General features: G+C 42.6%; 13 protein-coding genes. 2 read left to right on the top strand and 11 right to left on the bottom strand.

Annotated features, from left to right (window positions below; all coding sequences use genetic code 11):
* Positions 1–79: 79 nt before the first annotated feature.
* From R7H07_RS04360 to R7H07_RS04345, 4 genes are all read right to left on the bottom strand, one after another.
* A complete protein-coding gene (locus R7H07_RS04360) occupies positions 80–1,255 on the bottom strand; it encodes a hypothetical protein (protein WP_054574059.1) in 1,176 nt (391 codons plus the stop codon).
* A gap of 10 nt (positions 1,256–1,265) precedes the next feature.
* Entirely contained in the window at positions 1,266–2,057 is a 792-nt protein-coding gene (locus R7H07_RS04355; RefSeq protein WP_005385474.1) for an outer membrane lipoprotein-sorting protein, read from the bottom strand.
* Between the two features lie 18 nt (positions 2,058–2,075).
* The gene (locus R7H07_RS04350; RefSeq protein ID WP_206959120.1) at positions 2,076–4,454 is read right to left on the bottom strand and encodes an efflux RND transporter permease subunit; all 2,379 of its coding nucleotides are present in this window, start codon (positions 4,452–4,454) and stop codon (positions 2,076–2,078) included.
* Positions 4,455–4,703: 249 nt separating this feature from the next.
* Entirely contained in the window at positions 4,704–5,492 is a 789-nt protein-coding gene (locus R7H07_RS04345; protein ID WP_005377913.1) for a TetR/AcrR family transcriptional regulator, read from the bottom strand.
* A gap of 268 nt (positions 5,493–5,760) precedes the next feature.
* Between R7H07_RS04345 and R7H07_RS04340 the strand changes: the two genes are divergently transcribed.
* Positions 5,761–5,946 (top strand): hypothetical protein, encoded by a 186-nt coding sequence (locus tag R7H07_RS04340; RefSeq protein WP_005377915.1) that lies wholly within the window; start codon positions 5,761–5,763, stop codon positions 5,944–5,946.
* Here R7H07_RS04340 and R7H07_RS04335 read toward each other — a convergent pair.
* The 6 genes from R7H07_RS04335 to thrS all read right to left on the bottom strand — a co-directional run bounded on the left by R7H07_RS04335 (position 5,939) and on the right by thrS (position 10,814).
* Positions 5,939–6,748: a helix-turn-helix domain-containing protein gene (locus R7H07_RS04335; RefSeq protein ID WP_005377917.1), complete on the bottom strand. Its 810-nt coding sequence runs from the start codon at positions 6,746–6,748 to the stop codon at positions 5,939–5,941. The genes R7H07_RS04340 and R7H07_RS04335 overlap by 8 nt on opposite strands.
* 357 nt (positions 6,749–7,105) lie before the next feature.
* On the bottom strand, positions 7,106–7,432 hold the full coding sequence (locus tag R7H07_RS04330) for a heavy metal-binding domain-containing protein (protein WP_054700692.1): 327 nt from the start codon (positions 7,430–7,432) through the stop codon (positions 7,106–7,108).
* Positions 7,433–7,621: 189 nt separating this feature from the next.
* Complete coding sequence (rplT, locus tag R7H07_RS04325; RefSeq protein WP_004727974.1) at positions 7,622–7,975, bottom strand: 50S ribosomal protein L20; 354 nt, start codon at positions 7,973–7,975, stop codon at positions 7,622–7,624.
* A 40-nt stretch (positions 7,976–8,015) separates the two neighbouring features.
* Complete coding sequence (rpmI, locus tag R7H07_RS04320; protein ID WP_005377932.1) at positions 8,016–8,210, bottom strand: 50S ribosomal protein L35; 195 nt, start codon at positions 8,208–8,210, stop codon at positions 8,016–8,018.
* A 120-nt stretch (positions 8,211–8,330) separates the two neighbouring features.
* Complete coding sequence (infC, locus tag R7H07_RS04315; protein ID WP_080276913.1) at positions 8,331–8,882, bottom strand: translation initiation factor IF-3; 552 nt, start codon at positions 8,880–8,882, stop codon at positions 8,331–8,333.
* A 3-nt stretch (positions 8,883–8,885) separates the two neighbouring features.
* The gene (thrS, locus tag R7H07_RS04310) at positions 8,886–10,814 is read right to left on the bottom strand and encodes a threonine--tRNA ligase (protein WP_005395892.1); all 1,929 of its coding nucleotides are present in this window, start codon (positions 10,812–10,814) and stop codon (positions 8,886–8,888) included.
* A 402-nt stretch (positions 10,815–11,216) separates the two neighbouring features.
* Between thrS and R7H07_RS04305 the strand changes: the two genes are divergently transcribed.
* Positions 11,217–12,194, top strand: coding sequence for a DUF3187 family protein (locus tag R7H07_RS04305; RefSeq protein WP_170897137.1), 978 nt, complete (start codon positions 11,217–11,219; stop codon positions 12,192–12,194).
* 6 nt (positions 12,195–12,200) lie between these two features.
* Here the strand turns inward: R7H07_RS04305 and R7H07_RS04300 are convergent, their stop codons facing one another.
* Positions 12,201–12,944, bottom strand: a complete 744-nt coding sequence (locus R7H07_RS04300; RefSeq protein WP_170897138.1) for a sporulation protein — start codon at positions 12,942–12,944, stop codon at positions 12,201–12,203.
* Positions 12,945–12,946: the final 2 nt, after the last annotated feature.

Here is a 12,946-nt window from a genome sequence, read left to right as displayed (position 1 = left end):
GGTTATTGAATAAAAAGAGCACAAAAACGTCAAAAATGTCATCTTTAGTTAATCTGCCGTTTAGTTGTGCCCTTTTTTTTTAGAAATAGTATTGAATAGATAGCTCGATAAAATCGTCATCTCTAGCGAAGTAGAGCAAATCATTTGGTGTTTCATTTTTAAACAACCAAGCATCAATTTGCCACTTAACGTGATTCGATATTCGGCTCGATGCTTCTAACTTAGCATTGTAAACATCATCGTTATCTAAATCCTTCGTAATTCCCGTCAATACTTCCGTTCCGTCCTCATCATTGAGCGCCCAACGAATACCTGCAAACACATCATTTTGACCGATAGTTTGTGCGTTGTTCCCACGACTGTCATAGAGGTACTCACCAATAACTCCCACATCCCAAACCGTGTCAAATGCACCGACGAAGGTATACTCAAAACCCGTCACAAGACCGACATGATTATCAGCGCTATCTCGATAAACACTTTCTAGTTTCCATAACCAATCGCCAACAATTCCTTGCACATCCAGACCGACATGACTCATCAGAGCGTAGTAAGGCTTTAATTCTCCGTACTCTAAACGAAAGTAAGGATCCCGGTTTGTTCCATATAAATAGCTTAGGCCTACGTCCCAATCGCCAAGCATTTTCGAATATCGAAAAGCCACATCTACGTGCTTCTCTTCTCTGCTTGATTCATAGATAGCATCATCAGAGACAACGGGTTCGGTTCGCAAGCGGCCATCTGTACCCGCAAACGTTCGTTCCCTAAAGTAAGGTAACAACATTGCGTGGACGGTGCCCCAGTCTTTGAAAGAGGTAAAATGTAACATCGGCTGACCGAGTTTATCTTCACCATCGACGGCTTCAATGGCATCTGTTTGGTTTACGACATCAACTAAATGGGCTGATTCAGTCACTCCCCAAAAGACCTTACTAATCCCAACTCGAAGCTCATAATCATCCCAATAAGTCAGATAAAGTGCCTCTCGTATGTCGCCATGACTTCGCTCATCGTCTAGACCATCCAGACGATAGAAAGGTGTGAAAGTAAAGTTTGCATCACCATTTTGCATCTCCCAGTAAAATTCTGGCTGCAAAACCAATGACGTTTGCGCTTTGCTCTGACCCTGAGAGCCCGTTTTAAAAAACTGACGATGCTCAATATTGACTTGTCCTGCGAGCTCGACGGCAGTCAGAGGCATCGAGTAAAAAAAGGCTGCTGCACTAAGCAACAACCCAGCATTTAATCGCTTCATTTTTCCTCCACTACCTCACTCGCTTCAACACATTCTTATGAAAGTCATTGTCTTGTAATCCAGTGTTAAAACGCATTTCGCTAGTCGTTAGCTCAGTACTTTTTCCTGTTTGATGGTTTGTCATCGCCATAGTGTGCGCTCGCCAATATTGGTTGAGATATTGCTTGTAATCGGAAAAAGAAAGCGTTTTTAACAAAGAGCCTTTGCGGTCGTAAAACTCAACTTTAAGTGGACGATAATGCGCTTTATCTAACCACACCGTTTGCTTGGTATAACCTGAGTTCTTATCGGTCGGAATTTGCTCTACGACGAAAACATCTTGCCCGTTTATGCTGTCATCTTTTAGGTAGTTGAAACGGTATTTTTCAATCTCAAAGGAACTGAGATCCTCATACGCGAATTCACTGCCCATAAAAGGACCTGATTTGTTACGCGAGGAAATACGTTTCACACGTTTCAGTGCAGGAAGGTAAAGCCATTGGTCATCGGCACCCACCGTATGAGAATGGTTGAGAAACGCCGTGCCTTTTACATCTCTCGGTTCATCAAATATCGTGAGCCCTTTGTCACCATCACCATCAACTTCGAGTGATTGTAAGCGCATTAAACGTGTGCTGCTTTCTCCTTGCGCGTTTCGCAGAATCATTTGCATCGTAGCAACAGAATCCCCCCACCCTTCATCACGGGCTTTGCGCTCTTGAGCAATCTCTAATCCTTTCGCTTCATCCGCTAACACCGCATGACTCATAAAAAGCGAGACAGAAAGTGCAGATACTTTTAAGGCATTTTTTAGTAAATTCATGTTCAATCCTTTGATTCGTTATGACTGAGTAACAGCCGTGGTTTGAGAGTCAGTTGATTTAAGCTTGTTTCGGCGGTCCACCTCGTCGTAGACGCCTTTGTCAAACAACATCAGTAGAGTCGGTAGAAAGATGAAATCCACAACAAGGGCAATAAAGATGACAATGGCACTCAACTGTCCCATATCGGCATTTAAACGGAAGCTCGACATCGCCAGAACAGAGAAACCAGCAACAAGCACGACCGTCGTAATCCAGAGAGCGCGCCCCACGGTACGAAAGGCGTAGCGAACCGCTTGCTCCGCACTGTGGCCATCTTTACGAGCGTGTTGATATTTAGAAAGAAAGTGAACGGCGTCATCGACAACAACACCAAGCGTTAATGTCACAACGACAGACAATCCCAAGTTAATCTCGCCAGAAACCAGCGCCCAAATACCAAAACCAATAAGCGCAGGAGCAATATTCGGGACAAGACTAATTAAGCCAAGCTTGAACGAACGCAAGGCAAAGATCAGTAATGCAGAGATTAAGACAAGAGTAATGGGCAAGGTTGACAGCATGCTGGCCATATTCGTTTCACCAATATGCGCAAACATCAATGAAGGACTAGACGCAACAACATCATATTGAGGCGCGTTTTCGTTAAACCATTGGTAAATGCGATTTTCCAAATCAACAAGCTCGACGCTGCCCAAGTTCTCCACGGTGAGAACCATCTTGATCGACGACTTATCTACATTGATTTGGTTGTTCAAATCTAAACCATACGGTAGTGACATTTCAAAAAGCAGCAGATATTGAGCCGCTAATTCTCTGTCTTGAGGGAGCGAGTAATAAGCCTGATCATCTCCATGCATGTTCTTGTTTAGGCGCTTATAAACATCGCTCAAGGTCGCAACATGGTCCGTTTCTGGCTGCAACCTTAGCCAGTCAGTAAATTTACCCACGGAATTGAGAAAATTAGGATCGGCAATGCCCTGCGATTCGTTAGTTTTTATCGCGATACTGATGTTCGCCATGCCACTGATTCGCTCTTCCATAAAATCAGCCGCTCGGCGAAATTCATTGCTATGGCCAAAGTACTCGACGGATTCATCATTGACTTTGTTCAGCGGAATCAAGCTCGCACTCGCGACAATAACAAGCACCGACAACGGCAATAACGCATGTCGCTTTGACACCACGAAATCTCCTAAATGATCCATAAAGTGCTTTCTTTCATCAGAAGTATCCGACTTCACCGTAACCGGAAGGATATTAAGCAAGGCGGGAAGTAACGTGATGGAAAGGAAACAAGCAACCATGACGCCAAGGGCTGATAGGTTGCCGAAATCTCTCAGGATTGGAGAATCCGACATATTCATCATTAAAAAGCCGATCGCGGTGGTAATGGAGGTAATCAAGATAGGCATGAAATTGAGCGCAATACTTCGCTCAATAGAGTGGGCTTTACTAAAGCCGTTTTGCATAGACTGACGCATTGTCGCGATGATGTGTACACAGTCTGCGACGGCAAGCGTCATCACCAAGGTAGGCACATTAACGGTCGCCGTGCTTAAGAACATACCAGCCCATCCTGACAAGCCCATTGTCACCATAACCGAGCCGATAATAACGATGAGCGTCGCGATGACGCTAAGCAATGAGCGCAACATGATGGTCAGAAACACCAATATCACTAGTAACATAGTAGGCACTAATGTTGCGCTATCATCTTGGGCTGCGGTCATAAACGCGTAGTTCATTGCAATAATACCAGCCTTGTGGAATTCCGTGTCTGGGTACACTTGCTGATAACGTTCAATCATTCCGTTTATATAAGCAACCACCTCTTGTACTTCAGCAGTTTTATCTATTTCAGGGAGTTGGACCGTAATGTTTACGACCGTGACATCTCCTTTTTCAGAAATCAGTGAACTTTTCAAAACCGGCTCACTCAACGCAATACTTTTGACTTTCTCTATTCGTTGAGGTGTCAATTCATATTCGCTATACAGTAAGTCTTCGACAAGAAGATCATCTTCAAACGCTTCGGTATGCTGGTAGTTGGCGAGGGAATCAACGCGGGTGGAGTATGGAACTTGCCACGCCTCGTCAGTGATCTGCTGAATAAGAGATAATGTGCTAGGAGTAAAAACAGTGCCGCTCTTTGGCGCTATAACCAAAGCAAGACTGTCAGATTTTGCAAAGGTGGTTTGAATTTCATCAAACGCAAGTAACTGCTCATTTGTTCCATCAAAGAAGATGTCGTAATCTCCTCTAAAGTAAAGGTTTTTTCCTCCAATAGTTGCTATGACAATCAATAAAACGGTAGCAAGCATCACCAATACACTGTAATTCGTTGGTAGCTTACCCCACCCTGAACGGGCGTATTGTTGAACGTTGTGATGTGGCATCACACTCTCCTTTTGTGACGTTTCGTCAAATTTAAAAACTAAAAAAACAGCAAATGCTGTAAATAACCAGACAAACTCGACATGCAAACTTTAGATCGAATGAATTTGGCTACATAAGTCAGTTTTTAGTAACTTCCTATGCTTCTCGTGATCATTGGCTGAACGCCAACCCTCGAGATTTAATGACGATTCGTCACAATAGTGCGATAAAAAAGCCAACCATAACGTCAGATTGGCCTTTCCAGTTTATTAGCGATTCACTGACTCTAAATAAGCAAGCTCTTCACTAAATAACTCCTGCTCCACTCGACGCCAGGTTTTACGGTAGTCCCATTCTGTAGATAAAGGCGACCAACCTAAACCATCAAGTAACATATTCGCGTTGTGCAGTACTGAGAATGGGTCCTGAATTCGCTGAATACATCGACTGTTCGATGCATTTTGCGCCAAAGCGTTTGAACCGAATGCAATAGACCAGTTGGCGAATACAATAGCATCAGAACCAATTGCGGGAGAAAACTTAAGATCACCACATTCTACTGCATTGTTCACCAGCGCATCAGCACCATCTATTACTTGTTCTTCCAAGTTATTCAGTTCATTCACACGTTTAGGCGAAGCCTTCTCTAGAACCCAAGGCGTCTTTGCAACAATCGCACAGGTTGATAGTACTGGCTCCATACGAGCGTAAATACGATAACCTACATGCATCGCAATGATTTTTTCTCTGGTATTGCCATTAAATTTGGCGGTACGTTCGAAAAATATTGCTTCGCTTTTCAGCGAATGAATACAAAGCGCAAGAATCACATCTTCTTTGCTGCAAAAATGATTGTAGATCGTCCCTTTAGAATAAGGGCTTGACGCTGTAAGCTTGTCCATCGTTAAGTTGGCAAAGCCTTGCTCTTGAACTAGAGACTTAGCCAATTGAATAAGCTCTATCTCACGATCAGCAATCGCCTGTTGCTTTTTTGTTAGCCCTGAAGACACACGACATCCGTCTTGCTTGCTATATTTTTTACAGCGAAAGTTAAACATAATCCTTTGATCCGTATACCAACACACTCCCAATAATTGTAACACGATTCTTTAATACAGGAACGCAACTAAAGTTGACGAACCGTCACAAATGACACTTCGTCATAATAGATCAAAAAACAAACATTTCAAGTATGAATTTATAATTAGAAAATAAATAGCCACCAATTATGCATACCCAAGTAGCTACAGGATGCTTGGTTCAACGAGAATGGTTTCTTTGTAGGGGAAGAGAGAGGCTTTGGGAGGAACAACGAAGGAAGTCAGCATGTTAAAAATAACGAAAGTAGATGCTGAACAGGTATTATTCGAAATAAGCCCAAAACACTTTAAGTCTGAATTAAGAGCAAACACCGCTGAATGCCCTACTTACAAAGTATTTGCTGTCTTAGGCTTTTTCTTTTGCAACGCCCTTTCAGAAACTCTCTTCAAAAAAGGCTCAAAATCTATATAGATAGGCTTGGCTTATCACCTGCAGATGCGATGGCATAACGAATATCATCAATAAATCGCCCCTCTGTCTCAATAATGCCGTCAGAGAATGTGACTGGCTGATGTGGCCCAGCAAGTAGAACAATATTAGTAAAATCAGAGACATTAAAGTTCTCTGCTACAACATTTTTGGAATGAAAATCGATGACGGTCTTTGCGACTTGATCTTCCAGTAACAAAAGCTGTTCTTCGGTAATTTTCATACGCGCCAAAGCAACGCGAACACACTTATCGTGGGTAGTCGTCTGCTCTTTTATGATTTCGGTATATTTGTCGTTGAGCTTGGAGTTCTCTGCATAGCTATAATATAAAGGTCCGTGCAGCGTTATATTTTTATCTTCATCAACGTAAACGAGATCCAACAACTCTAATGCTTTTAAGTAATCGGACATGCTCTGCTCAGACAAGTCATACTTTTTCTTTAAAATAGAATAGCCGTCTTTACCTCGTAACATTCTCAATTCACGATAAAAGTCGTAAAGGTGAGGGAATTGAAAGAATACTTCATCCTGTGTGCGACTAAAGTAATCCTCGTCTTCACCTTGCAATTGATTTGCGAGCTTTTGTAGTTCATCTAACGTGCAATCAACCGCTCTACAATATTCCAGCAACTTATCTAAAGCGAGATTCGTGCTTGTAAGATGTCTCTTAAAAGTAGATAGTGGCATACCCATTTTCTCAGATAGCTCTCGATATGTTAGCCCTTTTGTTTTAATCGCTTGGCGTAATGCGGCTAGCAAGTATTCGGGAGTCAGATCTCTCATCTACAATTCCTTTTGGCAATGTTACAGCTGTATAGTATTTGTAACAATTTAGAACCGCTTGGCAAGGTATAAGTTCATATTTTTATAAGAAAAACATGAATTAATATACTGAAAGGAGAATTCACACAACAAATGAAAAATTCAATATGAATTCAATTTCATTATAGGTATAAAATAATATGCAAAACAAAAGTAAAGCAATCACTCTAAATTATCGTGATTAATTTTAATAGTAACGTAAAGTTGAGAATATAAATCTATTCGCTCTGCAAAAATCTAGAATAATTAACCTAAAAGGAACAGAACGGTAAATGCATAATAATTCACCGCTCTCTATTAGCATTTTTGCAATGCTATTCAAGTAGACTGGTCCGCTAGTTTCACTGCAGTACCAAACGCCAAAATTTCCGAAGAACCATCTACGATTGAGCTTGTGGTAAATCGAATCCCTACAATTGCATCGGCACCTTTAGATTCAGCGTCCGCCACCATGCGCTGTATAGCAATATCACGCGCGTCGGTCATCATTTCCGTGTAACCACGAATTTCGCCGCCAACAATGCTCTTGATACCCGCCATGAGGTCACGGCCAATATGCTTTGATTGAACAACATTACCAGTTACAACCCCTCTGATTTCAGAGATCTGCTTGCCAGGAATGCTTTCGGTCGTTGTGTAAATCATTTTTAATCCCTTATAAACGTAAAAATTTATACCCAAGCTACCTTATAACTAACATAAGATGCTAACCAATAAATTGAGAAGACTGATAAACAATACTCTAAATAGCCAAGCTAAAAGTCATTTGGGTATAAATTTTAGCAATAAAAAAGGAGAGCTAATGCTCTCCTTCTCTTAATCCTAAACTGCTAATTAAAGAGCAGCTTTCGCTTTTTCAACTAGAACTGCAAATGCAGCTTTGTCGAATACTGCGATGTCCGCAAGGATCTTACGGTCGATCTCGATAGATGCTTTCTTAAGACCGTTGATGAAACGGCTGTAAGATAGACCGTTTTGACGAGATGCCGCATTGATACGTGCAATCCATAGTTGACGGAATTGACGTTTCTTAGCGCGACGGTCACGGTAAGCGTATTGACCAGCTTTAGTAACTGCTTGGAAAGCTACGCGGTAAACGCGTGAACGCGCACCGTAGTAACCTTTAGCTTGTTTTAGAACTTTCTTATGACGTGCACGAGCTTGTACACCACGTTTTACGCGAGGCATTATGCTTCTCCTAAACTAAACGATTGATAACTAAAAAGAATTAAGCGTATGGCAACATACGGATTACTGCAGCCACTTCACATTTTGGAAGGATTGCATTCGGACGTAGTTGACGCTTGTTCTTAGTAGTACGCTTAGTCAGGATGTGACGTTTTGTAGCGTGCTTGTACTTAATACCACCAGCAGTTTTCTTAAAACGCTTAGCAGCACCTTTGTTGGTTTTCATCTTAGGCATGATGAATAACTCCGCATTGAGTAGGTTTAATAAACAACGTAATTAGGGCGAACAAAACCCAGCCATATGCCTTTATATAAAGGAAAGCGGCTAGGTTTTAATTACTTGATGAGCCGTTAATTACTTCTTTTTAGGGGCTAGCACCATGATCATCTGGCGACCTTCAATCTTCTTAGGGAAAGATTCAACTACAGCAATTTCTGCAGTATCTTCCTTAAGACGATTTAGAACGTCAACACCGATGTCTTGGTGTGCCATCTCTCGGCCACGGAAGCGAATTGTTACTTTCACTTTGTTGCCTTCTTCAAGGAAACGCGTCAGGTTGCGTAGTTTTACCTGATAGTCTCCAATATCAGTTCCAGGACGGAATTTTACTTCCTTGATCTGGACCTGCTTTTGCTTCTTCTTCTGCTCTTTAGCAGTTTTGCTCTTCTCGAAGAGGAACTTACCATAGTCCATCACACGACAAACAGGTGGCTCGGCGTTAGGACTGATCTCAACGAGATCCATACCAGCTTCTTCAGCAGCTGCAATGGCTTCTTGAATCGATACAACACCAACTGATTCACCGTCAGCGCCTGTTAGTCGAACTTCACGAATACCACGAATTTCACCGTTGATACGGTGCGGGTTTTGTTTTACCGGCTGTTGGCCACGTCTTCCGCCTTTAATAGCTTATTCCTCCAGATTGAGCTTACGGCTAGAGATCTCGTCTTGGATGTATGCAATAAAATCATCCACTTTAAATTTACCAAGATCTTTACCTTTACGAGTACGCACTGCAATTTCGCCAGCTTCCATTTCTTGGTCACCAACAACAAGCATATACGGTACACGCTTCAAAGTATGTTCGCGGATTTTAAAGCCAATCTTCTCATTTCTCAAGTCCGCTTTAGCTCTAATTCCACTTTTTTGTAGTTTTTGTACTATTTCTTGAACATAACCTGACTGTTTATCAGTAATGTTCATAAGAACTGCTTGTTCTGGCGCCAACCAAGTTGGGAAGAAACCAGCATATTCTTCGATAAGGATACCGATGAAGCGCTCTAGTGAACCTAGAATCGCACGGTGAATCATTACCGGTACAAGACGTTCATTGTTTTCACCTACATAAGTTGCACCTAAGCGACCTGGTAGGTTGAAGTCTAGCTGGACAGTACCACACTGCCACGCACGGTCTAGACAATCGTATAGTGTGAATTCAATCTTAGGACCGTAGAACGCACCCTCGCCTTCTTGAATTTCGTATGGGATATCCATCGATTCAAGAGACTGCTTCAATGCTTCTTCAGATTGATCCCAGATTTCATCTGAACCTACACGTTTCTCTGGACGAGTAGACAGTTTCACTACGATGTTGTCGAAACCAAATGTTTGGTACGTATCGTACACCATCTTGATACAGTTTGTTACTTCTTCTTGAATTTGGCTCTCAGTACAGAAAATGTGAGCGTCATCCTGAGTAAAGCCACGTACACGCATAATACCGTGTAGTGCACCAGATGGTTCGTTACGGTGACATGAGCCAAACTCAGCCATACGTAGCGGTAGGTCGCGGTACGATTTTAGACCTTGGTTGAAGATCTGTACGTGACCTGGACAGTTCATTGGCTTAATCGCGTATTCACGGTTCTCAGAAGAAGTTGTGAACATTGCATCAGCGTATTTGTCCCAGTGCCCAGAGCGTTCCCAAAGAACACGGTCCATCATAAGTGGACCTTTCACTTCTTGGTAACCGTACTCATCTAGCTTAGCGCGGATGAATACTTCTAGATCACGGAAGATAGACCAACCATTGTGATGCCAGAACACCATACCCGGTGCTTCTTGCTGCATGTGGAATAGGTCTAGTTGCTTACCAATCTTACGGTGATCACGCTTTGCCGCTTCTTCTAGGCGAGTTAGGTGCGCTTTCAGTGCTTTCTTGTCGTGGAAAGCCGTACCGTAGATACGTTGAAGCATTTTGTTGTCGCTGTTACCACGCCAGTAAGCACCTGCAACATTCAGCAAAGTGAAGTGTTGACAGAAGCTCATGTTAGGAACGTGAGGACCACGACACATGTCGATGTATTCTTCATGGTGGTAAAGGCCTGGACGATCATCACGAGATACGTTTTCGTCTAGGATTTCCACTTTGTATGGTTCGCCACGTGATTCAAACGTATCACGCGCTTCCTGCCAGCTTACTTTTTTCTTAACCACTTCGTACTTGGTTTTCGCTAGCTCTTTCATACGCTTTTCAATCTTTTCAAGATCTTCTTGCGTTAGAGATTCGTCTAAGTCGATATCGTAGTAGAAGCCATTGTCGATGGTTGGACCGATCGCCATTTTAGCTTGAGGGTAAAGCTGCTTAAGAGCGTGACCAAGAAGGTGAGCACAAGAGTGACGAACGATTTCTAGACCGTCTACTTCATCTTTAACTGTGATGATTTCAAGGCTTGCGTCTTCTTCAATTAGATCACACGCATCAACGCGGTTACCGTTTACACGACCAGCGATAGTTGCTTTTGCAAGACCAGGACCGATCGATTGCGCAACTTCCATAGTAGAAACTGGGTTGTCAAATTGACGCTGACTGCCGTCAGGAAGAGTAATAATAGGCATGCTATGTCCTTTACAGTGGTGTTGCACACCAAGCAACACATGTTATTCAAATTAGAAGCTATTTGTTGAAAATAGTTGAGAGTCAATAAAGGCCTCTCGGTAACACGAATACCGGACCGTTATCGAAAATGGGATTGTACCTAGCTCACAATTAGAATGCAAAGCGCGATTTTGTTTTGTCATAAGAACTTAACCGCAGACCCGTCACGACAATCTGATCATGCTTTTTAAGAGACCGCATAACTTGTAAACGGAATTGCCCCCCAATGAACTTACACAACAAATTACAATATCGCCTATTACGTTTGAACCGATACAAAGCTTAACACGCTTGGCGAGAGCTCAACGTGCGATTTAGGTATATAGTTGTTTTATAGAGTAGTTTGTATGTAGGTATTCATCATGGTCTATTTCAAATCGCGCTTTATGGTGCTTCTAAGCACCTCGATATGTTCTTTGCAAGCCTTCGCATCAAATGACTTATATGGCCCGCTGCGTTCTTACGCACAATCCCCAATGCAAGTGGTTAGTCACACCAACATACTGCGTTCAGGACATAGTCTGCCCTATGGTTTTGTCGAAGCCTATGGTTCGGGAACCGTGGCAAGTGTTTGGGCTCATACTGATGAATACGCACTGGATTATTACCACAATCAAATCGAATTAGGCAGCAAATGGCAAGTCAGCAACCGTTGGCAGTGGGAGCTCAACTATCGATGGGTCTTTGCCGCTGACAACCATTTAGATGGACTGACGAAAAGCTTCCATAAACTTTTCGGTATCGGACAAAATGGGCGAGATAAAGTAGACAGAGATCGTTTTTACATTTCAATGCCGCAATATAATGTGCTTGAAGATGATTTCGAAGGACAAACACTAGCCAATAACCTATCTACTTACTTACAGTATCAAGTGTTCCAAAATGAACATCACGGCCTATCGATTGGCGGCAGTTTGTATTTTAACGATGTGGTTCACGGCACTTTTCAAGGTAGCAGTTTCGAGCAAGGCTTCCAATTGAACTACAGCTACTTAAGTGATGCTCATGCATTTTATTCGATGATTGGCATGACTTTTCGCTCGGATGACCGTGCCTTGCTCGATCTGCCCTATCGACATAATACGATTGCCATTGCGGGTGGGTACCGTTATGCCTTAGAAGATAACCATCACCTGATGTTGGAATATCATTGGTATCAAGGCTCAACAGAAGGGCCCACAGAGTTTGCTGATGCCTCTAATGAACTGGTATTAGGCTATCGATATCTAATGGAAAATTCAGCGCTTGAGTTTTTAGCCGTAGAGAACGCAAGAAACATGGATAACAGTACCGATATCGCTTTCACAATAGGATATCGGTACATATTTTCATCAAGTTGATGAGAGCTATAGATTTAGCGTTGGTGCAACTGCGGCAGCGACTTGAGCATCGGTTGCATTGATCGGCAACGTAAACGAGCGATATTGGTCACCAGCCAAGCTGAGCGAACGGTCAATCTCTGCCAAACAATGCATGACCTGCCCTTCCAGAATAAAAGAGAGCTCAATTTCTTTTGATGAGATAAAGCCGCTGTTACGGAATTCTAGCTCTTGATAAATACCAGAGCGAGAGGCAAACGAGCCACCGCGCAAAAAGCCTTTTTCAACATCGGCTTTAACCATAGTGAAGCCAGCTTGCTCGATCGCTTGAATAACCCGAGATGCTACTGGTAGTGGTTTCACTTCAATATAGTCACGGTCACGCGGATCAATTGCAAAATCAATATCTAACGTCGTCTCGACCCAAACATGACATTGATTCTTAAGTGCGCTAACCGCAGTAATTGGTGTTTCGTCATGCAGTTTTAGCTCAAACGGAACCTGCTTTTCTTCATTAGGTTGAATCACAAAAGGGTCAACTGCTTTCAATTGATCGATAGTGAAGGTTTGATAACTTACGCTATCATCCACTTCGACTTTCATTTCCGTGTTCAATTTAATCGTAATAGCATCAATTTGTTGTTCGACGTCTCCACCTTTGATATAAACCTGCCCTTTCAGCGTCGCTCCTTGAAACACGCTCATTTCGTCCAAAATGGTATCTACTTTTGCAGAGCCGATCCCCAGTGATGCTTTCAATTTTTTAAACATAT

The organism is Vibrio sp. Vb1127, assembly GCF_033338735.1.
In the GTDB taxonomy this organism is placed as follows: domain Bacteria; phylum Pseudomonadota; class Gammaproteobacteria; order Enterobacterales; family Vibrionaceae; genus Vibrio; species Vibrio alginolyticus.
The sequence above is the reverse complement of the archived record's forward strand: the minus strand, read 5'-3'. Positions and strand labels throughout refer to the sequence as shown.

Excerpts from the sequence above, each read along its gene's own strand:
- R7H07_RS04360 (WP_054574059.1), bottom strand. The coding sequence starts at position 1,255 with ATGAAGCGATTAAATGCTGGGTTGTTGCTTAGTGCAGCAGCCTTTTTT.
- R7H07_RS04355 (WP_005385474.1), bottom strand. The coding sequence starts at position 2,057 with ATGAATTTACTAAAAAATGCCTTAAAAGTATCTGCACTTTCTGTCTCG.
- R7H07_RS04350 (WP_206959120.1), bottom strand. The coding sequence starts at position 4,454 with ATGCCACATCACAACGTTCAACAATACGCCCGTTCAGGGTGGGGTAAG.
- R7H07_RS04345 (WP_005377913.1), bottom strand. The coding sequence starts at position 5,492 with ATGTTTAACTTTCGCTGTAAAAAATATAGCAAGCAAGACGGATGTCGT.
- R7H07_RS04340 (WP_005377915.1), top strand. The coding sequence starts at position 5,761 with ATGTTAAAAATAACGAAAGTAGATGCTGAACAGGTATTATTCGAAATA.
- R7H07_RS04335 (WP_005377917.1), bottom strand. The coding sequence starts at position 6,748 with ATGAGAGATCTGACTCCCGAATACTTGCTAGCCGCATTACGCCAAGCG.
- R7H07_RS04330 (WP_054700692.1), bottom strand. The coding sequence starts at position 7,432 with ATGATTTACACAACGACCGAAAGCATTCCTGGCAAGCAGATCTCTGAA.
- rplT (WP_004727974.1), bottom strand. The coding sequence starts at position 7,975 with ATGCCTCGCGTAAAACGTGGTGTACAAGCTCGTGCACGTCATAAGAAA.
- rpmI (WP_005377932.1), bottom strand. The coding sequence starts at position 8,210 with ATGCCTAAGATGAAAACCAACAAAGGTGCTGCTAAGCGTTTTAAGAAA.
- thrS (WP_005395892.1), bottom strand. The coding sequence starts at position 10,814 with ATGCCTATTATTACTCTTCCTGACGGCAGTCAGCGTCAATTTGACAAC.
- R7H07_RS04305 (WP_170897137.1), top strand. The coding sequence starts at position 11,217 with ATGGTCTATTTCAAATCGCGCTTTATGGTGCTTCTAAGCACCTCGATA.
- R7H07_RS04300 (WP_170897138.1), bottom strand. The coding sequence starts at position 12,944 with ATGTTTAAAAAATTGAAAGCATCACTGGGGATCGGCTCTGCAAAAGTA.